Source organism: Bacillus sp. MM2020_4 (assembly GCF_011250555.1).
Classification (GTDB): Bacteria; Bacillota; Bacilli; order Bacillales; family Cytobacillaceae; genus Neobacillus.
Genome location: NZ_JAANMZ010000024.1, coordinates 50923 through 70370, shown reverse-complemented (window position 1 = coordinate 70370; position 19448 = coordinate 50923). Strand labels below are relative to the sequence as shown.

Annotated in this window: 16 protein-coding genes; 13 read left to right on the top strand and 3 right to left on the bottom strand. The window is 42.2% G+C overall.

All coding sequences use genetic code 11. The annotated features are described in order from the left end of the window. The first annotated feature begins 253 nt into the window (after positions 1–253). Positions 254–640: an FxsA family protein gene (locus tag G6554_RS15510; RefSeq protein WP_166243420.1), complete on the top strand. Its 387-nt coding sequence runs from the start codon at positions 254–256 to the stop codon at positions 638–640. A 283-nt stretch (positions 641–923) separates the two neighbouring features. Here G6554_RS15510 and G6554_RS15505 read toward each other — a convergent pair whose 3' ends face one another. Further along, a complete protein-coding gene (locus G6554_RS15505; protein ID WP_166243440.1) occupies positions 924–2291 on the bottom strand; it encodes a sigma-54 interaction domain-containing protein in 1368 nt (455 codons plus the stop codon). Positions 2292–2550: 259 nt separating this feature from the next. On the opposite strand from G6554_RS15505, the gene pruA reads away from it, so the two are divergent. From pruA to G6554_RS15475, 6 genes are all read left to right on the top strand, one after another. Then, complete coding sequence (gene pruA, locus G6554_RS15500) at positions 2551–4098, top strand: L-glutamate gamma-semialdehyde dehydrogenase (RefSeq protein ID WP_166243438.1); 1548 nt, start codon at positions 2551–2553, stop codon at positions 4096–4098. A gap of 63 nt (positions 4099–4161) precedes the next feature. After that, positions 4162–5361, top strand: a complete 1200-nt coding sequence (locus G6554_RS15495; protein WP_166243418.1) for an ornithine--oxo-acid transaminase — start codon at positions 4162–4164, stop codon at positions 5359–5361. Between the two features lie 54 nt (positions 5362–5415). Continuing rightward, on the top strand, positions 5416–6711 hold the full coding sequence (locus G6554_RS15490) for a Glu/Leu/Phe/Val family dehydrogenase (protein ID WP_166243416.1): 1296 nt from the start codon (positions 5416–5418) through the stop codon (positions 6709–6711). A 345-nt stretch (positions 6712–7056) separates the two neighbouring features. Continuing rightward, positions 7057–8499, top strand: coding sequence for an amino acid permease (locus tag G6554_RS15485; protein WP_166243414.1), 1443 nt, complete (start codon positions 7057–7059; stop codon positions 8497–8499). Between the two features lie 115 nt (positions 8500–8614). Next, positions 8615–8779, top strand: a complete 165-nt coding sequence (locus G6554_RS15480; RefSeq protein WP_166243412.1) for a hypothetical protein — start codon at positions 8615–8617, stop codon at positions 8777–8779. A gap of 108 nt (positions 8780–8887) precedes the next feature. After that, a complete protein-coding gene (locus tag G6554_RS15475; RefSeq protein WP_242637804.1) occupies positions 8888–9763 on the top strand; it encodes a YoaK family protein in 876 nt (291 codons plus the stop codon). Positions 9764–9914: 151 nt separating this feature from the next. On the opposite strand, the gene G6554_RS15470 is transcribed toward G6554_RS15475, so the two are convergent. Next, the gene (locus G6554_RS15470; RefSeq protein ID WP_166243410.1) at positions 9915–10295 is read right to left on the bottom strand and encodes a MerR family DNA-binding protein; all 381 of its coding nucleotides are present in this window, start codon (positions 10293–10295) and stop codon (positions 9915–9917) included. A 94-nt stretch (positions 10296–10389) separates the two neighbouring features. Between G6554_RS15470 and G6554_RS15465 the strand changes: the two genes are divergently transcribed. Further along, positions 10390–12003, top strand: coding sequence for an acyl-CoA dehydrogenase family protein (locus tag G6554_RS15465; protein WP_166243434.1), 1614 nt, complete (start codon positions 10390–10392; stop codon positions 12001–12003). A 74-nt stretch (positions 12004–12077) separates the two neighbouring features. Here the strand turns inward: G6554_RS15465 and G6554_RS15460 are convergent, their stop codons facing one another. Beyond that, positions 12078–13322, bottom strand: a complete 1245-nt coding sequence (locus tag G6554_RS15460; RefSeq protein WP_166243408.1) for an aminopeptidase — start codon at positions 13320–13322, stop codon at positions 12078–12080. Between the two features lie 189 nt (positions 13323–13511). Here G6554_RS15460 and G6554_RS15455 point away from each other — a divergent pair, with 189 nt between their 5' ends. The 5 genes from G6554_RS15455 to G6554_RS15435 all read left to right on the top strand — a co-directional run bounded on the left by G6554_RS15455 (position 13512) and on the right by G6554_RS15435 (position 19419). Continuing rightward, positions 13512–14090, top strand: coding sequence for a hypothetical protein (locus G6554_RS15455; protein WP_166243406.1), 579 nt, complete (start codon positions 13512–13514; stop codon positions 14088–14090). Positions 14091–14168: 78 nt separating this feature from the next. Next, positions 14169–15824 (top strand): FAD-binding dehydrogenase, encoded by a 1656-nt coding sequence (locus G6554_RS15450; RefSeq protein ID WP_166243404.1) that lies wholly within the window; start codon positions 14169–14171, stop codon positions 15822–15824. Positions 15825–16069: 245 nt separating this feature from the next. Further along, positions 16070–17134, top strand: a complete 1065-nt coding sequence (gene pdhA, locus G6554_RS15445) for a pyruvate dehydrogenase (acetyl-transferring) E1 component subunit alpha (RefSeq protein ID WP_166243402.1) — start codon at positions 16070–16072, stop codon at positions 17132–17134. Continuing rightward, a complete protein-coding gene (locus G6554_RS15440; protein ID WP_166243432.1) occupies positions 17134–18114 on the top strand; it encodes an alpha-ketoacid dehydrogenase subunit beta in 981 nt (326 codons plus the stop codon). The genes pdhA and G6554_RS15440 overlap by 1 nt, the downstream gene beginning before the upstream one ends. Positions 18115–18135: 21 nt before the next feature. Beyond that, positions 18136–19419, top strand: a complete 1284-nt coding sequence (locus G6554_RS15435) for a dihydrolipoamide acetyltransferase family protein (protein WP_166243400.1) — start codon at positions 18136–18138, stop codon at positions 19417–19419. The last annotated feature ends 29 nt before the right edge of the window (positions 19420–19448 follow it).

The window sequence follows — 19448 nt, the reverse complement described above, 5'->3', positions numbered from 1 at the left end:
TAATAATGTAATAGATGATAGCTGGTTTGATTCCATAGCGTATTCATTATCATTTTTGATATTATGTGTTTTAATCTTTATTTGTGCTAAGGAAAAGAGAAAAGCACCATTAGTAGTTTTTATCTTTCTCTTTGTAGTTTATTTATTTAACTTTTTCTTTTAATGTCGACAAATAAATAAGTTGATTTTTTTATATTAAATAGTCCATCCTGTATAATAAGGTTAACTCGTTCGGAAGGAGTGAGACCCCTTAATGCGTTATTTGTTAATCTTGATTATAGCAATCCCTGCAGCAGAAATAGGGTTACTCCTTTTTTCAGGAAAGACGTTCGGCGTTTGGCCGACATTGCTACTCATTATATTGACGGGCATAATAGGCGCATATTTAGCAAAAAGAGAGGGCCTGCAAACGATTCGGAAGGCCCAAGAGCAGTTGCGAAACGGCCAAATCCCTGGTGAAGCGGTAGTGGATGGAATCTGTATATTAGTGGGCGGAATCCTTCTGTTAACACCGGGTTTCATTTCAGACATTGCTGGCTTTTTCATGCTATTTCCGCCAACAAGACGCGTCATTAAATTCTTCATGATGAATTCACTAAGGAAGAAGATTCAAAAAGGGAATATAAAGATTATAAAGTAAAAACGTCACTCCTCTTTTATTCGGGAGTTGGCGTTTTTTTTTTTTGGATAATTGTAGCGGCTTTATGAAGGACAAATTATCTGGTTTTAAGTGGGATTAGTCCTTAGACCTTCATCGGCTTCATGAAGGACAAATCGCATGGTTTTTAATAGGGATTAGTCCTTCATCGGCTTCATGAAGGACAAATCGCATGGTTTTCAGCAGGGATTAGTCCTTCATCCCCGATATTTGAGAAAATATTTCAACAGAATCCCAGGGGTGCTAGTGGAAACCAACCACCCTTTTATCTGATATCAAGCTTTTTCATTCGATATTGTAAGCTTTGCCGGCTTAACCCCAGCAATCCCGCTGTCCGTGAAATGTTGAAGTCATTCTTTTTAAGGACATGCTCAATATAGGTTTTTTCAAATAATTCTATTTGATCTTTCAACGGAATGGAGACATCTGAATTTTCCTTAATGAATGTATCAACAGTTGAATGTGGGAGCATTCTTTCTTTGATTTGCATTTTACTTCGATATTGGAAAGGTAAATGTGCATACATAATCACTTCTTCATCCATCATAATGTTCATCGCCGCTTCGATGATATGCTCGAGCTCGCGGACATTCCCATGCCAATCATACTCCAGAAATGACTGACTGACCTCTTCGTGAAGCCCCTTCACATTCATTTGAAAACGCTCATTATATTTTTCAATAAAATGTTGAACGAGTAATGGGATATCTTCCTTACGCTCCCTTAATGGTGGAATAAAGATAGTCACAACACCGAGACGATAATAAAGGTCTTTCCGTAAATGATTGTTGGCAATGGCGTCAATTGGATCCTCATTGATATTGGCTATGACCCGTACATCAACGGGTGTGTCTTTCGTATCACCGATTCGCCTAATCGTTTTCTCCTGGAGGACACGAAGTAACTTTGCCTGGAGATTTAAATTTAATGAGTTAATTTCATCAAGCAGCAATGTGCCCCCGTTTGCTTGTTCAAATAATCCCGGTGTATCAACTGCACCCGTAAAGGCCCCGCGTTTTGTACCAAAGAGGAGACTTTCAATTAAATTATCAGGCAGGGCAGCACAGTTTTGTGAGATAAAGGGAGCCGAAAAGCGATCGCTGGCGTTATGGATGCTTTGGGCAAATAGTTCTTTGCCTGTTCCTGTTTCACCGACAACCAAGACATAGGAGGAAGTACGGGTTGCCCGCTTTGCCCCTTCAATCACGTCCTTCATGACCCGACTGCTGCCAATAATACTATCAAAAGTAAATCTGGGTGTGCCTTTACTATTACTATTTCCCTTTATTAATTTTTCTAATTTCGTTACATCATTCGCTATCTCCACAGCTCCTTGGATTTTTCCATCTTGAAAAATAGGAATGGTATTATTAATCGTAGTAATTTCCCGGCTCTTGTTATTAAAATAGGTTTGCTTCACATTACTGGTTTTTTTGCCTTCCTGTAAGGCTCGAACGAGAGTACTAGATTGGTCGTCTTTAAACATGAATACGTCTAATAGATTTTTATTAAGTACATCTTGGATATCCATCGATTCCATTTGCATCATTTTCTTGTTATATATAATCGTTTTTCCCGTTTCATCTACTGCATGAATGCCTACATCCACTTCGTCCAAAATCTGTTTATACATTTGGTTTATATAGTGCAGATACTGGACTGCCTTTTTTGAATTTTCCACTGTGACTTCATTCCCTTTGTATAGTTCCATTACCACCTATTTAAACAAAATAAACGTTTGAATGCAAAATATTTTTGCGCTAAAAGCTGAAAATGGTTCTTTTTTGCAAAATTTCGTGGCACTAAGTAAGTGAAAAACCTCGGTAAACCGCAAAAGTAGAAGTTGGCACGGAACTTGCATTATTTTTAAGTAATAAACTTAAGGGGGAATTCTGGTGCAGCCTTATACACACGAACCATTTACAAATTTTGCGGAAGAAAAAAATATAAAGGCATTTAAAGATGCATTAGCATATGTTCAAACACAGCTCGGCAAACATTATCCCGTTATCATTGACGGTGAAGCGGTGATAACAGAGGAACAAATTACTTCCATCAATCCAGCAAATAAAGAAGAGATTATTGGAAGCGTTTCAATGGCAGACCAGGAGTTAGCTGAAAAAGCGATGCAAGCAGCTTTAACCGCATTTGAATCCTGGAAAAGGTGGAAACCGGAACACCGGGCGAATATTTTATTCCGTGCTGCTGCTATCATGCGCCGCCGGAAACATGAATTCTCAAGCTATCTTGTGAAAGAAGCCGGAAAGCCATGGAAAGAAGCGGATGCAGATACAGCGGAAGCAATTGATTTCATTGAATATTATGGTCGGCAAATGCTGAAGATCAAAGAAGGCGTTCCAGTAAATAGCCGTGCAGGTGAATTTAATCAATTTCACTATATTCCACTTGGGGTTGGGGTTATCATTTCACCTTTCAACTTTCCATTAGCCATCATGGCAGGGACAACGATTGCGGCGATTGTTTCAGGGAATACAGTCCTCCTGAAGCCAGCAAACTCGACACCTGTGATTGCAGCGAAATTTGTTGAACTGATGACAGAAGCCGGTCTTCCAAAGGGTGTTTTAAACTTTGTACCAGGAAGCGGTGCGAAAATTGGTGATTATCTTGTTGACCATCCGAAAACACGATTTGTATCGTTTACAGGTTCGCGTGAAGTAGGCTGTAGAATCAATGAACGGGCGGCGAAAGTACATCCAGGACAAATTTGGATCAAGCGTGTCATTGCGGAAATGGGCGGTAAAGACACAATGGTCGTCGACAATCATGCCGATTTAGACTTAGCTGCTTCTTCTATCGTCTACGCTGCCTTCGGATTCTCGGGTCAAAAATGTTCAGCAGGATCACGCGCTGTCATTCACCAAGACGTGTATGATGAAGTACTTGAAAAGGCGGTTGCCCTAACAAAAACGCTCACAATTGGTAATCCTGAAGAACCAGAGAATTATATGGGACCAGTCATCGATGAAAAGTCTTTCAAAAAAATCATGAATTATATGGAAGTGGGCAAGCAAGAAGGTAGATTAATGACTGGCGGTGAAGGGGACGATTCAAATGGTTACTTCATTCAGCCAACCATTTTTGCTGACGTAGATGAAAATTCACGCTTAATGCAGGAAGAAATTTTCGGGCCAGTGGTGGCTTTTTGCAAGGCACGTGATTTTGACCATATGATGAAAATTGCTAATAACACAGATTATGGCCTAACAGGAGCATTGATTTCTAATAACCGTGAACATATCGAGCGTGCACGTGAGGAATTCCATGTCGGGAATCTTTACTTTAATCGTGTTTGTACAGGTGCCATTGTCGGCTATCAGCCATTTGGCTGCTTTAATATGTCTGGGACGGATTCAAAAGCAGGCGGCCCTGATTATTTACTGCTTCATATGCAAGCTAAAACAACATCTGAAACACTATAATTCTAGGCTAGTACCCTGGTAGAAGTATCTTTTGCCAGGGTAAAAAAGAAGGAGGAAAACAAAATGACTACTACAACAAAAACAACTGAAATCATCGAACAAACGCAGAAATTTGGTGCAAATAACTACCACCCGCTTCCAATTGTGATCGCTAAGGCAGAAGGAGTATGGGTTGAAAGTCCAGAAGGTAATCGGTATATGGATATGCTTAGTGCCTATTCAGCAGTGAACCAAGGGCACCGTCATCCAAAAATCATTCAAGCCCTAAAAGACCAAGCGGATAAAGTAACACTAACATCTCGTGCATTCCATAACGACCAGCTTGGCCCATGGTATGAAAAAGTATCTCAGTTAACGAATAAAGAAATGGTTCTTCCAATGAATACAGGTGCCGAAGCGGTTGAAACAGCGTTGAAGGCAGCACGGCGCTGGGGGTATGACGTGAAAGGAATCGCGGAAGATCAAGCGGAAATTATTGCTTGTAACGGGAACTTCCATGGCAGAACGATGGGGGCTGTTTCACTTTCCTCTGATCCGGATTATAAACGCGGCTTTGGACCAATGTTACCGGGCATTAACTTAATTCCATATGGTGATCTTGAAGCATTAAAGACAGCCATCACACCAAATACTGCTGCCTTCTTAATGGAACCAATTCAGGGTGAAGCAGGAATCATTTTACCACCTGAAGGATTTTTAAAAGCAGCGTCTGACCTATGTAAAGAAAACAACGTGTTGTTCATTGCTGACGAAATTCAAGTGGGTTTGGCGCGTACTGGAAAAATGTTTGCATGTGATTGGGAAAATGTTGAGCCAGATATGTTGATTTTAGGAAAAGCGCTCGGCGGCGGAGTGTTCCCAATTTCATGTGTGGTGGCGAATGCTGATGTTCTAGGTGTATTTAATCCAGGCTCTCATGGTTCAACTTTTGGCGGAAATCCACTGGCATGTGCAGTATCACTTGCAGCATTAGATGTGCTTGAGGAAGAGAAATTAGCTGAACGCTCCCTTGAATTAGGGAAGTATTTTCTTAATCAATTAAAAACAATCAATAACCCAATGATTAAAGATGTTAGGGGCAAAGGCCTGTTCATTGGTGTTGAATTGACAGAGGAAGCAAGGCCATTTTGTGAGCAATTAAAAGAGGAAGGGTTACTCTGTAAAGAAACTCATGATACAGTGATTCGTTTTGCACCGCCATTAATTATTTCAAAAGAAGAAATCGATTGGGCGATCGAGAAGATTAAAAAGGTCCTTTCCTAGTTTTTTTAAAAGACGTGCACTATTTTATTCTATAAATTCCACGAGGTGTCTTTCATGACGGTTACTACGGCTGAACTTAACAATTTGGAAAAAGATCAACAAAAAGAGGAAGAATCATTAAATTTATTCTACTCTACGCAAACGGTTATCCAAAAGGCATTAAATAAATTGGGCTATACGAACGAAATGTATGAACTATTAAAAGATCCTATCAGATTATTGACCGTTCGTATTCCCGTTCGAATGGATGATGGCTCGGTACAAATTTTTACAGGCTATCGTTCTCAGCATAATGATGCCGTGGGCCCAACAAAGGGTGGCGTTCGCTTTCATCCAGAAGTAAATGAAGAAGAAGTAAAAGCTTTGTCCATTTGGATGACCTTAAAGTGTGGAATCACTGATCTTCCTTATGGTGGCGGAAAAGGTGGAATTATCTGTGACCCACGAAAAATGTCCTTTAGAGAGCTTGAAAGGTTAAGCCGTGGATATGTCCGCGCGATTAGCCAAATTGTCGGTCCTTCAAAGGATATTCCGGCACCAGATGTGTATACCAATTCGCAGATAATGGCGTGGATGATGGATGAATATAGCCGATTACGTGAATTTGACTCACCGGGATTTATCACGGGAAAACCAATTGTCTTGGGGGGCTCGCAAGGCCGAGAAACGGCGACTGCTGCTGGAGTAACCATTTGTATTGAAGAAGCGGTGAAGAAAAAGGGAATGGAGTTAAAGGGTGCACGTGTTGTCATTCAAGGTTTTGGCAATGCAGGTAGCTTTTTAGCGAAGTTTCTACATGATGCTGGGGCAAAAGTCGTTGCTGTTTCGGATGTTTACGGCGGTGTGTATGATCCGAATGGGCTTGATATCGATTATTTGTTAGACAGAAGGGATAGCTTCGGTACATTCTCTCAACTGTTTAAAGATACGATTACAAATCAAGAATTACTTGAATTAGAGTGCGACATTCTTGTGCCTGCAGCGATTTCAAACCAAATAACGGCTAAGAATGCGGCAAATATTAAGGCCTCGATTATCGTGGAGGCAGCAAATGGACCAACAACACTTGAAGCAACCAGTATCTTAACGGAACGTGGAGTCCTCCTTGTCCCCGATATTTTGGCGAGTGCCGGCGGAGTAACCGTTTCTTATTTTGAATGGGTGCAAAATAATCAAGGCTATTATTGGTCGGAAGAAGAAGTTCATCAAAAATTAGCCAAGGTCATGATTGAGTCTTTTGAAAATATTTATCAAACAGCTGCTACTCATCAGGTGGATATGCGGTTAGCGGCCTATATGACAGGGATAAAAAAGGCAGCAGAAGCTTCACGATTCCGTGGCTGGGTGTAAAGATATTTTTGCACATACACCGCAAAAAAAACATCCTTTCCATTCGGAGGGGATGTTTTTTTTGCGGTGTATGTGCAAAAAGTTTAATGAAGATGCAAAAAATATTGGCAGCATTCGTCAAAATATGTTCACAATTAAGCAAGTATTGTTTGGCACGGAAATTGCATTATTATTTTGTGAATTTAGGGATAATTTAGAAAGAAGTAGTTGTTGCTAAATGTCGAATATTGCCTTATTCTTTCTTATACAAAGGAAGACTGAAAGCACTACTTGTGAAAAGAATTATCCTATTCAACACTTTTTTAATGGAAGCGCATTCTTTTTGGGGAAAAAGGGGGAAACTTAATGAATCTACAAGAATCTAATTCAACACATGAATTAAAACGAACAATGAAGTCAAGACATTTATTTATGATCTCTTTAGGAGGGGTTATCGGATCAGGTCTTTTCTTAGGGTCAGGTTATACGATTTCTCATGCAGGACCAGCCGGTGCCATCCTTTCTTATATCGTTGGCGGCTTCATCATGTTTTTGACGATGCTTTGCCTTGGTGAAATGTCGGTGGCAATGCCAGTCTCCGGCTCGTTTCAAACCTATACGACGAAATTTATTGGCCCAGGAACTGGATTTGCCCTTGGATGGCTTTATTGGTTAGGGTGGGCTGTGACGGTTGCACTGGAATTACTATCTGCGGGGCAGTTAATGCAAAGATGGTTTCCTGATTCTCCGATTTGGATCTGGTGTGCGATATTTGCCATCGTTCTATTTGCCCTTAATGCACTTTCAGCTCGTGCGTTTGGTGAAGCTGAATTTTGGTTCTCAAGTATTAAAATTTTTGCTATCATAGCGTTTATTGTATTAGGTGGAGCTGCCATGTTTGGGTTTATTCACATGAAAGGCGGCCAACCGGCGCCATTTATGACGAATTTCACCGCGCACGGCCTCTTGCCACATGGAATAACAGCCTTACTAATCACGATGATTACCGTAAACTTTTCGTTCCAAGGTACGGAATTAATTGGGATCGCCGCGGGAGAAAGTGAAGAGCCTGAAAAAACGATTCCAAAGTCGATTAAACAAACCGTTTGGCGTACTCTTTTCTTCTTTGTATTAGCCATCTTTGTTTTATCAGGTTTAATACCAACGGAAAAAGCTGGAGTAATTGAAAGCCCATTCGTAGTGGTATTTGATAGTATTGGAATCCCATATGCAGCAGATATTATGAACTTTGTTGTTCTAACTGCATTACTTTCTGTGGCAAACTCTGGTCTTTATGCAGCAACCCGGATGTTGTATGCCATGGGAAGGGAGAAAATGGCTAGTCCCCTACTAACGAAGGTATCGAAAAGAGGAGTTCCTGTTAATGCCCTTATTTTAACCATTGGAATAGCCCTATTATCACTATTATCAAGTGTAGTAGCTGCTAGTACTGTGTTTGTATGGCTTATTTCTGTCGCGGGACTAGGTGCGCAAGTTGGCTGGATTTCCATCACCGCTTCGCAAATTGCCTTCCGCAGGAAATTCATTCGTGAAGGCGGAAAAGTGGAAGACCTTAAATTCAGAACACCGTTATTCCCATTCCTGCCAATCCTGGGATTAACGTTAAACATTATCGTCCTACTCAGCTTAGCATTTGATTCTGAGCAGCGAGTTGCACTGTATTGCGGAGTTCCATTTGTCATTGCCTGCTATTTAATTTATCACTTTAAAATCAAAAAGAATCGTGAGCAGGACGATTTGGGAGAACAGGAACTTCAACTACAATCCGATAAAAAGATGATTATATAAACTTTTAAAAAAACGCTTGGGCTCAAGCGTTTTTCTTTTTTAATAAGCAAGGGAATTGGAAGACTATGTTAAAATGGAGACGTAAATCAATGGAAAATATAGGGGGTGAACGGTAATGAATGGTTTTTTATATGCTGCGTATGCGGTAATATTGGCTATTGTCTCCATTTATACTGGTGAGATCGTAACTTTTGTCATGCTTGGTTTTATTCTCATAAGCTTACAAAATATCAATTCAACATTAAAGAAAGTGGTTGAAGCCACTAAATCAAAGGATTAATATAAAAAGGTGTTTGGTTGAGGTGGTCAATTATCTGGGGGTATGGATACTAACAGAATAGGTACAAAAACTAAACAAACAATTGCTTGAATGGCGAGAGACCCTGGTATGACTGGTCTGGTAAAACTAATCAAACAATTGGTTAAACCGAGGGACACTTGGAATGACAAACAAGGTTACCTAATTAAACGTTTGATTAATTTCTTTAAAAATAAAGCGCAAGAACCGTCCCCTGCTTCCACTGCTACAAATTGTACATTATTATTGAATCAAGGTGAACATCATATGATAGACAAACAGAAGAAAATTCCTTCGTTAGCGTCAAATTCAGTCCGTCTGGCTGTATTGTTGGCGATAGTTGGTGGCTTTTTAGATGCGTATACTTTCGTAAGCAGAGATGGAGTATTTGCAAATGCTCAGACAGGGAATATCGTCTTATTTGCGGTAAAAGTGGCGAATGGGGAGTGGAGAAGTTCTCTCCTCTATATTGTTCCCATTTCAGCTTTTATTCTGGGGGTTTTAGTATCTGAAGTAGTGAAGCTTCCTCAGATAAGGCAAGCTTTGCATAGCTATAGACGTTCGATCCTTATTTTGGAATGCGTGGTATTGGTCGTTGTCGGTATTTTGCCGAGTGGTGCCCCGAATTTAGTGGTAACGGTAAGTATTTCATTCGTATCGTCATTGCAAATCTCTACATTCAATAAACTTGATAAGTGGGCTTACAACTCGACGATGACAACAGGCAACCTTCGAACCGCAACACAAGCAGCTTATTCAGCATTTATTGAACGTAATCCAGAAGCGAAAAAGAAGTTTAAAGAATTCAACGGCATTATTCTTTCCTTTTTATTTGGTGCATTAACGGGGACAGTGACCACAACTTATATAGGGAATACTTCTATTTGGATTGCATCGGGATTTTTAGTGATTGCTCTTGTTTTATATCATAGGGATAGAGGATATATTAGAAGCCCCATTACGTGAAAATGATCATTAAGCCTATTCTTAAAAGGTAAAAAATGAAGGACATTTCTGTTGGTTTTCGCGGAGATTTGTCCTCCATCGGCAGGTTGAAGCGCCCCTGGCCATACATGGCTGCCCAGGGGCGCTTGCGTTTTCTTTAGACCAGTATTTCTCACCCTTTTTGTAAATACCTCACCTTATGAGCAATGATCTCATCTCTTAACATTTCCAATTGTAAAATCTGTTCATTGATATCCTGAATTTTTCGGTCAGCATGCTGGATGATTCTTTTCTGCTCTTCTTCACCCTCAGGATTTGCTTCATACAGCTCAATCATTTCTTTTATTTCTTGCAAGCTAAAGCCGAGGTTTTTGCCGCGGAGAATCATTTTTAACCTTCTTCTTTCTTGAGTTGTATAACTTCTTTGCTTGGTTAAGCTGTCGCGTGTCTCTGACGTTAGCATTCCGACTTCTTCATAGTAACGAATGGTTCTGGAGCTGACATCAAACATGGTTGCTAGTTCGCTTATTGAAAAAAGACGTTCCTCTGACATTATTTATCCTCCTAGTTGACGTTAACGTTAACATAACATTATAATAATTCTGAATAATCCATTTTGTCAATTGAAAAGAAGGAGTGATTAGTTGATGAGCCTTACTTCCCAGGACACGGAAACTAGAGGGAAAAACACCTACACCTTTGATGAATTCGTAGAAAAGCGCGAAAATCTTGATTGGTATCGTGATGAACCATTTTTGCAGAAAGCCATGGAAAAATTCACTGGTATGGAATTTGAACAAATTCATGAAAAAATTCTTTCCTTTTCACCAACGGTTTCCTCCAAATGGAATCATTTAGCTGCACAAAGTGCAAGGCCGGAGGTTCGCCCACACATGCTACACTATGATGCGTTTAATCATAGGATCGACAGAGTGGTCCGTCCACCGGAAACACATCAATTAGAAAAAGGAGTATTTGGTGAAGGGCTGTTTTCTAGTCAAAAGACGGCTTGGGAAAGTTTTGTGAAACGAATGTTAATTCATCAATTGGGAGAAGCGGGGGTTACATGCCCTTTAACATGTACCCATGGCTTAATTGCTCTACTTGAAGAATTTCCGAATGAGGCACATCCAGAACTCCAAGAGATTTTAATGCAGACAAAAGAGGGGGCTAACGGTGAATTTGCCATTGGTGCCCAGTTTATGTCAGAAATTCAGGGCGGCTCTGATTTACCTGCCAATCTACTAGAAGCCGTGCCGGATGGAAAAAACTATCGGTTATATGGGAATAAATTCTTTTGTTCGGTGGCCCATGCCGATTATTCCGTGGTTACCGCAAAGATATCAGGGTCAAATAAGGTATCCACTTTTATTGTTCCTTCATGGCTTCCAGGGGACAAAGAAAAGGAAAAGAGAAATGGATATCAAATTAACCGGATTAAATGGAAAATGGGTACTGCGGAGGTTCCGACAGGTGAATTTCAATATAATGGTGCCCTTGCCTATCCAATCGGTCCAAAAGATAAAGGGATAGCCGTGGCAGTGGGAATAGTTCTGACGTTGTCCCGTCTTGAAATTGGCATTGCCTGTGCCGGATTTATGCTCCGTGCATCAAGAGAAGCATATCTTTATAGTGAATTCCGTTCCGTTTTTGGCAAAAAGATAAAAGACTATCCACTTGCTGCCAGCAAGTTAAAGCAAATAGAAAATGCGGCACAGCGTACAACAGCAGGTGCCTTTAAAATTTATGATCTCTTCCTGCGACTTGAAAAGCCACTCAATCCCGGACTAAAATCAGACCACCCGCTTGAAATCAGAAAGCAATTATTTAATCTACGGGAACTAATTTTATTGCAAAAAATTGGCGCTACCAAAGAGGGAGTAGAAATAGTACGTGAGGCTATCTCAGTGTTTGCCGGTCATGGCGTGATGGAAGAGTTCTCCGCGCTTCCACGGATCTTTAGGGATGTCGTCGTAAACGAACAATGGGAAGGACCACGAAACCTCTTATTAACCCAGATTTATCGTGATATTAGTAGAGTAGCTGATTGGTATCCACCGTCTGATTTCGTTCGTCATGTTCTTGAAGGAGCCTCTCAAGAAACCATTCAAGCCTTTTCGGAACAGCTTCAAGACCTGCTGCAACGGCCGGTTCTAGGCGAAGTAAGTGAGGGGTCCATGGAAGCAGCAATCGAATGGGATACATTTTGCAGTGCCTTCTTCAAAGCCTATCAGGAAGTGGCAGTATCGGAGATAAAGTAGGTGGAGGCAGGGAAGCAGGGGACGGTTCTTATGCTTCTGAAGCACAAGAACCGTCCCCGCGCTTCATGCGCTTCCTAAAACGCCCAGTCTCCATTACGGAAGATGGGAACAATGGTGCCGTCTTGCTTGATGCCATCGATATCCATTTGGTCAGAACCTATCATGAAATCGACGTGTACGGTGGAAGTGTTCATGCCGTGCTTCAATAGTTCCTCTTGACTCATCTTTGTGCCACCCTGAATGGTAGTCGGATAAGCTGATCCGATGGCTAAGTGATTGGAGGCATTTTCATCAAAAAGGGTATTGAAGAAAGTAATTCCGGATTGTGAAATAGGTGATGGATCTGGTACTAGGGCCACTTCACCCAAGCCTGTACCGCCTTCGTTATCAAAAACCAACTTCTTAATCGCCTCATCGCCCTTTTCAGCAGAAATATCCACGATTTTGCCATCCTTAAAATGAATCTCAATGCCTTCAATTAATGTCCCGGCATAGCTTAACGGTTTGGTGCTGCGAACCACACCATCCATGCGATGGGTATCAGGCGCCGTGAAGACTTCCTCCGTCGGCATGTTGGCAATAAACTCTTCCCCTTTAGGATTATAGCTCTCTGCACAGGCCCAAATGTGGTTCTTTGGTAAACCTAACGTTAAATCCGTACCTGGAGCTGTATAGTGAAGGGCATCAAATTGAATTTCATTTAGTTTCGCCGCTTTTTCATTCAATGTTTGTTTATGGTCATCCCATGCAGCAATTGGGTCATCTGCATAAACACGGGAGGTTTTAAAGATTTGATCCCATAAGGCATCGACCTGTTCCTCAGAAGATGATAAGTCCGGGAACACTTTTGCAGCCCAACCTGCACCGGCAGCGGCAGCAACAGTCCATTTTAAATCATCATTTTGTGTGGCAATACGCTGGGCACTGAATGCTTTTCCAGCTATATTTTGATAGGCACCGATTTTAGCGGGATCGACTTCATTTAGTAATCCAGGATCACTTGAGACAATCGATAGACGACTTACTCGATGATTTAACACATGGTCTTCGGATTCTTGAATTTCGTATTCAGGAATGGTCGTCAACACTTCTACAGGTTGATGTAAGTAATGCAGTTTACTGATTTCATCATCAGACCATTTAACGATTACTTTTTCAGCCCCTAACGTATATGCCTCTTGGGTGATATAACGAGCTAATGGAGCTTGATCCACAGTAATCGTCATTTTTACCCAATCACCGGGCTGAACGTTGATTCCCTTTGCTACTAAAAGTTTTGCGTATTTTTGTAAGTTTTCATTAAAATTTGGCAGGACCATTTTTTAACCCCCAATTGTTTTTTCCTTACTAACATACCATACTTAAAAGTATCTTCAAAATTATCAAACTTCATGAAACTAGGTTGCACCAAAAGAATAGAATACGTGTTTTAATACCTTTGTGGGATCTGGTAAAATCATGTAAATAGAGGTGATGATAGTGAATGAGACGCAAAGGGTACAAAAAATATGAAGGAAAAGCTGGTTTATATCAGAGCAAAGTCGGATCGAGTGCCTCCACTATCCCAGAGAGTAGTAAGAGTATTGTGGGTATTTTTATTGGGTGCCTTATTGGGCCTGTCTGCAAAATTAATAGGAACTTACCCAGTTTTTGGGGTAGTCGTAGCATCAATCATAGCCATGCGAAGTCGTTCGCCTAAAGTCGCAGCATTACACGTATTTGTCTTTTTGACTACAATGATTATTACTTATTATATATATTCGATGGTGTTGTTAGGATTTTCACCAAAGGATGATCTTATCTATTGGGGCGGTATTGCCTTACTTTCGCCGCTAGCCGGTTATCTGGTGTGGTACGCCAAAGGAAATGGCTGGCGGGCCGCGTTTTGTGCGGCTTTACCTATTAGTATGCTCTTGGTTAAGGGCAATAACTTTTTCTATACTTTTTCAGTTTCCAGTGGACTTGCTGTTTTCGCAGCTGTTTTACTATTTAGTATTTTACCCGCTAATCATTTTCAGCGCTTACGTATGCTGCCAATGGTCACTTTGTTATTTTTCTTATTGGAGTGGTTAGGAGTACCTTTTTAATTGTATAATTATCTAAAAAGTCAGTAATTTCTGGTGAAAAAATAACAAGTACATGATAATGGATGGGGGATTTGTCCTGTGGAATTTGATGTCATCGTAGTTGGGGCCGGACTTGCGGGGTTAGTAGCGACAGCGGAGATTGCCGATGCCGGTAAAAAGGTTTTGCTGTTAGATCAGGAACCTGAGGCATCCATGGGCGGACAGGCATGGTGGTCCTTCGGCGGTTTGTTCCTAGTTGATTCACCGGAACAGCGGCGAATGGGAATAAAAGATTCGAAAGAATTAGCATGGCAGGATTGGTTAGGTACAGCTGGTTTCGACAGGGAATTGGATGAAGATTACTGGGCGGTAAAATGGGCGAAGGCATATGTAGATTTTGCATCAGGGGAGAAACGTTCATGGCTATATGATATGGGAGTGCGCCTTTTTCCAGTAGTAGGATGGGCAGAACGTGGTGGTTATCTTGCCGACGGACATGGAAATTCAGTCCCGCGCTTCCATATTGTGTGGGGAACGGGTCCAGGCATCGTGGCACCGTTTGAACGGAGAGTCCGGGAGCATATGAAAAAGGGATTAGTCGAATTCCGTCCGCGACATCGGGTTGACGATCTGATGAATCGTAACGGGGCAATTGTTGGTGTGAGCGGTTCTGTTCTTGCCCCAAGTTCTGCTGCCCGCGGTGAGGCCAGCAGTCGAGAGGTGGTTGGAAACTTTGCATATCAGGCACAAGCCGTGTTGGTTTCAAGTGGTGGTATAGGTGGCAACCATGATCTAGTCCGCAAAAATTGGCCCAGTCGAATGGGGAAGCCCCCAAAACTGATGATTTCAGGTGTACCCGCACATGTGGATGGAAGGATGCTTGCCATTACCGAAGAAGCAGGCGGTCGAATGGTAAACCGTGACCGTATGTGGCACTATACCGAAGGAATTAAAAACTGGGATCCTGTTTGGGCTAATCACGGGATTCGAATCCTTCCAGGGCCTTCATCAATCTGGTTAGATGCACGAGGCAATCGTTTCCCTGCACCCAATTTTCCTGGGTTTGACACATTAGGAACGCTTGAAGCGATCCAAAAGACAGGCTATGACTATTCATGGTTTATTTTAACGCAGAAAATTATCGAAAAGGAATTTGCCCTTTCCGGTTCGGAACAAAACCCGGATCTAACAGGAAAAAGTATTCGAAAAGTAATAGGCAGAGCGCTGCCTGGGGCATCTGGCCCTGTAAAGGCATTTATGGACAAAGGGGAAGACTTTATCATTGAAGATAATTTGAGCGATTTAGTAGCCGGTATGAATAAATTGACAGGAGAAAACCTGTTAAATTTCTCAGAGATTGAGCGTCAAATAAAAGCACGAGATCGCGAACTGGAAAATAAATTTACGAAGGATCTTCAAATAACAGCAATCCGGGGTGCACGGAATTATCTTGGGGATAAACTAATCCGCGTTGCGACACCGCATAAAATTCTTGATCCGAAAAATGGACCTTTGATTGCAGTCCGTTTGCATATCGTAAGCCGAAAAACATTAGGCGGCTTGCAGACTGATTTGTCGGGGCAAGTTCTTAACGCTTCAGGAGATCCGGTTCCAGGGCTGTATGCGGCTGGAGAAGCATCGGGGTTCGGTGGCGGTGGAGTACATGGATATCGTTCACTTGAAGGCACGTTTGTCGGCGGCTGTCTTTTTTCGGGAAGAGTAGCCGGTCGGGCAATTGCAAAAAAGCTCCTCTAGTTGTGTATAAAAACATCTCCTTGTGATTTTCATCCAAGGAGATGTTTTTTTGTCCTAATCATGAAATAATACCTCAATTAGTGTCACAAGAGTAGCCGCTTATTAATAGAGCTCAGGAGAGCGCAGGAAAGGCGGTATAATTTCTGAACCTTCTGACATTTCATTGACATCGCTATTAAGGAAAATATATACTATTGACATCATGTCAATTTTCAGAAATCCAATTCGAATATGGAGGGAAATCTATGTGGTTGGAACCTAATGAAACCGTAGTGGAAAAAATTCAGTATCTGGATGAGAATGGAAAGCTTACCGGTGAAAGTCCGGACGTAAAGGATGAGGAACTGATTAACTTGTATAAATGGATGATTCAAGCGAGATCGTTTGATCAACGAGCCTTAAAATTGCAGCGTCAAGGGAGAATCGGTACGTATGCCCCCATGATTGGCCAGGAGGCGGCACAAATTGGTAGCGCTTTCTCCTTAGAAAAACAGGATTGGGTCTATCCTAGCTACCGGGAAGTCGGTGTTAGTTTGGTCCACGGAGTCCCAATGGAGAATTTTTTCCTTTATACTATGGGACATCTCAAGGGGACGGCATCTGAATCAGCCAATGTTTTCCCTGTGCAAATTATCATTGGGGCCCAGTGTCTACATGCTGTCGGCGGTGCCTGGGCAGGAAAATACAATAAGGAAAATAGTGTAAGTGTTGCCTATATCGGCGACGGCGGTACTTCCGAGGGCGATTTCCACGAGGCGTTAAATTTTGCCGGTGTCTATAAACTTCCAGTCGTTTTTTTCGTTCAAAACAATCAGTGGGCGATAAGTGTCCCGATTTCAAAACAAACGGGCAGTGCCTCGATTTCCCAAAAAGCAGTAGCGTATGGCATTACCGGGGTTCAAGTGGATGGTAATGATGCACTTGCCGTTTATTCTACCATGAAGCAGGCACTTGAACGTGCTCGCCAGGGAAAACCTGTATTAGTGGAGGCTATTACATACAGACAAGGGCCGCATACGACGGCTGATGACCCGACCAAATACAGGGATAGTGGTGAGCTAGAGAAATGGCTGGCAATGGATCCACTGAAGAGAATGAAAGCTTTTCTCATGGAAAAGGAAATCTGGAACGAAGAGCTGGAACAAAAAGAATATGAATGGGCCGACAAAAAGGTTTCAGAGGCATTTGAACTCGCTGTCAACACACCAAGAAGCAAGGTTGAAGAAATATTTGGGTTGGTATATGAGCAAAAGACAAACCAGCTTACAGAGCAGCTGAACTCCATTCCAACAGAGGGGGTATTGAAGTGATGACCACAATGACGATGATTGAGGCAATTAATTTTACCCTGAGAAAGGAAATGGAAAGGGATCAGCGAGTCATTTGCATAGGTGAGGATATTGGAAAAAACGGCGGAGTTTTCCGTGCCACAGATGGTCTACAGGCGCTATTTGGGGAAGAACGCGTTGTCGATACGCCAATCGCAGAGTCGGCCATTATTGGAGCTTCCGTTGGGATGGCAAGCAGGGGATTACGTCCAGTCGCTGAGATTCAATTTTTTGGATTTATTTACGAAGCGATGGATCAGATGGTGGCACAGGCTGCGAGACTTCGATTTAGGTCTGGTGGTGTATTTCAGGCACCAATGGTCGTCAGGGCACCATTTGGTGGGGGAGTAAGAACCCCGGAACTCCATTCTGATAGTTTAGAAGGTTTGTTTTTGCATTCGCCTGGGATGAAGGTGGTTATGCCAAGTAATGCCTATGATGCTAAGGGATTATTAACAGCGGCAATTCGTGATAATGATCCGGTATTATTCCTTGAACCAATGAAGCTTTATAGGGCTTTCAAACAAGAAGTACCAGAGGAAGATTATGTGATTGAGATCGGAAAGGCTCGTGTGTTAAAGCAAGGTGAAGAGTTAACGATCATTACTTGGGGACCAAGTGTACCGCTTGTCAGTAAGGTAGTCGAGCAATGGGAAAAGCAGACCAATACAACTGTTGAAATAATTGATGTAAGGACGATTTCCCCAATCGATGAGGAAACGATTCTGACTTCCGTGCAAAAGACTGGGAGGGCGATCATCGTTCATGAAGCAGTGAAAACCGGGGGACCAGGCGCCGAGATCTCCGCGCTCATCAATGAAAAGGCATTATTTCACCTAACGGCACCGATTATTAGAATAACTGGTTTTGATACCCCTTACCCGGTACCATCGGTGGAGGATGAATGGCTGCCTAATGCCAACAGAATCATTCAAGGCATGAAGGAAGTATTTTCGCATTAAGGAATAGGAGATGCATAAGGAATGGCATACGAATTTCGATTGCCTGACATAGGCGAAGGATTACACGAAGCGGAAGTCCTTACTTGGTTCAAAAACGTCGGCGACCAAGTAAAGGAAAATGAAAATCTAGTAGAAATACAGACGGATAAAGCGGTTGTAGAAATTTCCTCACCTGTAGGAGGAACCATTCAATCCTTTGGAGCAAAAAGTGGTGATGTGGTTAAGGTGGGCGAAATCCTTTTTACCGTTCTTGAAAATAATCATCGAATGGAGGCGATCACCCCCCTCCCACAAGAATCCTTACCCCAAAATTCCACACAGCAGTGGTCAATCAGTCAACAGGACGGAAGACAACCTACTCAAGCCAATCTTTTACCGAAACAACGAGTCATAGCGGCACCATCTGTAAGAAAACTGGCAAGGGAACTAGGGGTTGATATAACAGAAGTGACGCCGACAGGTAAGGCCGGCAAGGTAACGGAAGAGGATGTAAGGTCCTTTGGCATCCGAGCTACTAAGGAGGTTGCCGTCGCGATCGCGTCAGCTGCTCCAAAGGTTGTTTCTGCGCTACAACCCGAACAAATGTTGAAGGGGGAAGTGGTTGAAGAAATAAGGGAACCGATTCGGGGGTTGCGGAAAAGAATTTATGAAAATATGACTCTTTCAAAATCAAAGGCTGTCCATTGCAGTGGTATGGACGAAGTGGTGATCACGAAGCTGGTTGAATGGCGAAAACAGTTGCAGCACCATGCTGAAAAGGTGGGAGTCAAGTTGACGTATCTTCCGTTCTTTGTGAAAGCAGCTGCAAAAGCACTTCAACGCCATCCAATCTTTAATGCATCCGTTGATGATGAAAGGATGGAGATTGTTTATAAGAAACAAATCCATATCGGGATTGCAACGGCGACAGACGCGGGCCTAATGGTCCCTGTCATTAAACATGCGGATCAAAAAACAATTTTAGAAATAGCAAAGGAGATTCAAGATCTTTCGATTCGAGCCAGAGAAAGGAAGTTAAGGACTGACGAGCTCACAGGCAGTACTTTTACGATTTCAAACACAGGCGGAAATGGCGGCTGGTATGCAACACCGATTATTAACTACCCAGAGGTTGCCATCCTAGGCATACACAGTATTAAAAGGAAACCAATTGTCCAGGATGATCAAATCATCATTGGCGATGTGATGGGGATGTCCATTACCTTTGATCACCGCGTCATTGATGGTGCCCCATCAAATGCCTTTATGACGGACGTTCACTCATTCATTGAAAATCCTGAGCTATTAATACTAGAGGGAAGGTAGAAAGGGTGTCAGGCACCGTTATTTAGGAA

Excerpts from the sequence above, each read along its gene's own strand:
- G6554_RS15480 (WP_166243412.1), top strand. The coding sequence starts at position 8,615 with ATGAATGGTTTTTTATATGCTGCGTATGCGGTAATATTGGCTATTGTC.
- G6554_RS15455 (WP_166243406.1), top strand. The coding sequence starts at position 13,512 with ATGAAGGAAAAGCTGGTTTATATCAGAGCAAAGTCGGATCGAGTGCCT.
- G6554_RS15505 (WP_166243440.1), bottom strand. The coding sequence starts at position 2,291 with ATGTATAAACAGATTTTGGACGAAGTGGATGTAGGCATTCATGCAGTA.
- G6554_RS15510 (WP_166243420.1), top strand. The coding sequence starts at position 254 with ATGCGTTATTTGTTAATCTTGATTATAGCAATCCCTGCAGCAGAAATA.
- G6554_RS15435 (WP_166243400.1), top strand. The coding sequence starts at position 18,136 with ATGGCATACGAATTTCGATTGCCTGACATAGGCGAAGGATTACACGAA.
- G6554_RS15465 (WP_166243434.1), top strand. The coding sequence starts at position 10,390 with ATGAGCCTTACTTCCCAGGACACGGAAACTAGAGGGAAAAACACCTAC.
- pdhA (WP_166243402.1), top strand. The coding sequence starts at position 16,070 with ATGTGGTTGGAACCTAATGAAACCGTAGTGGAAAAAATTCAGTATCTG.
- G6554_RS15440 (WP_166243432.1), top strand. The coding sequence starts at position 17,134 with ATGACCACAATGACGATGATTGAGGCAATTAATTTTACCCTGAGAAAG.
- G6554_RS15460 (WP_166243408.1), bottom strand. The coding sequence starts at position 13,322 with ATGGTCCTGCCAAATTTTAATGAAAACTTACAAAAATACGCAAAACTT.
- G6554_RS15470 (WP_166243410.1), bottom strand. The coding sequence starts at position 10,295 with ATGTCAGAGGAACGTCTTTTTTCAATAAGCGAACTAGCAACCATGTTT.
- G6554_RS15495 (WP_166243418.1), top strand. The coding sequence starts at position 4,162 with ATGACTACTACAACAAAAACAACTGAAATCATCGAACAAACGCAGAAA.
- G6554_RS15485 (WP_166243414.1), top strand. The coding sequence starts at position 7,057 with ATGAATCTACAAGAATCTAATTCAACACATGAATTAAAACGAACAATG.
- G6554_RS15475 (WP_242637804.1), top strand. The coding sequence starts at position 8,888 with ATGACTGGTCTGGTAAAACTAATCAAACAATTGGTTAAACCGAGGGAC.
- G6554_RS15490 (WP_166243416.1), top strand. The coding sequence starts at position 5,416 with ATGACGGTTACTACGGCTGAACTTAACAATTTGGAAAAAGATCAACAA.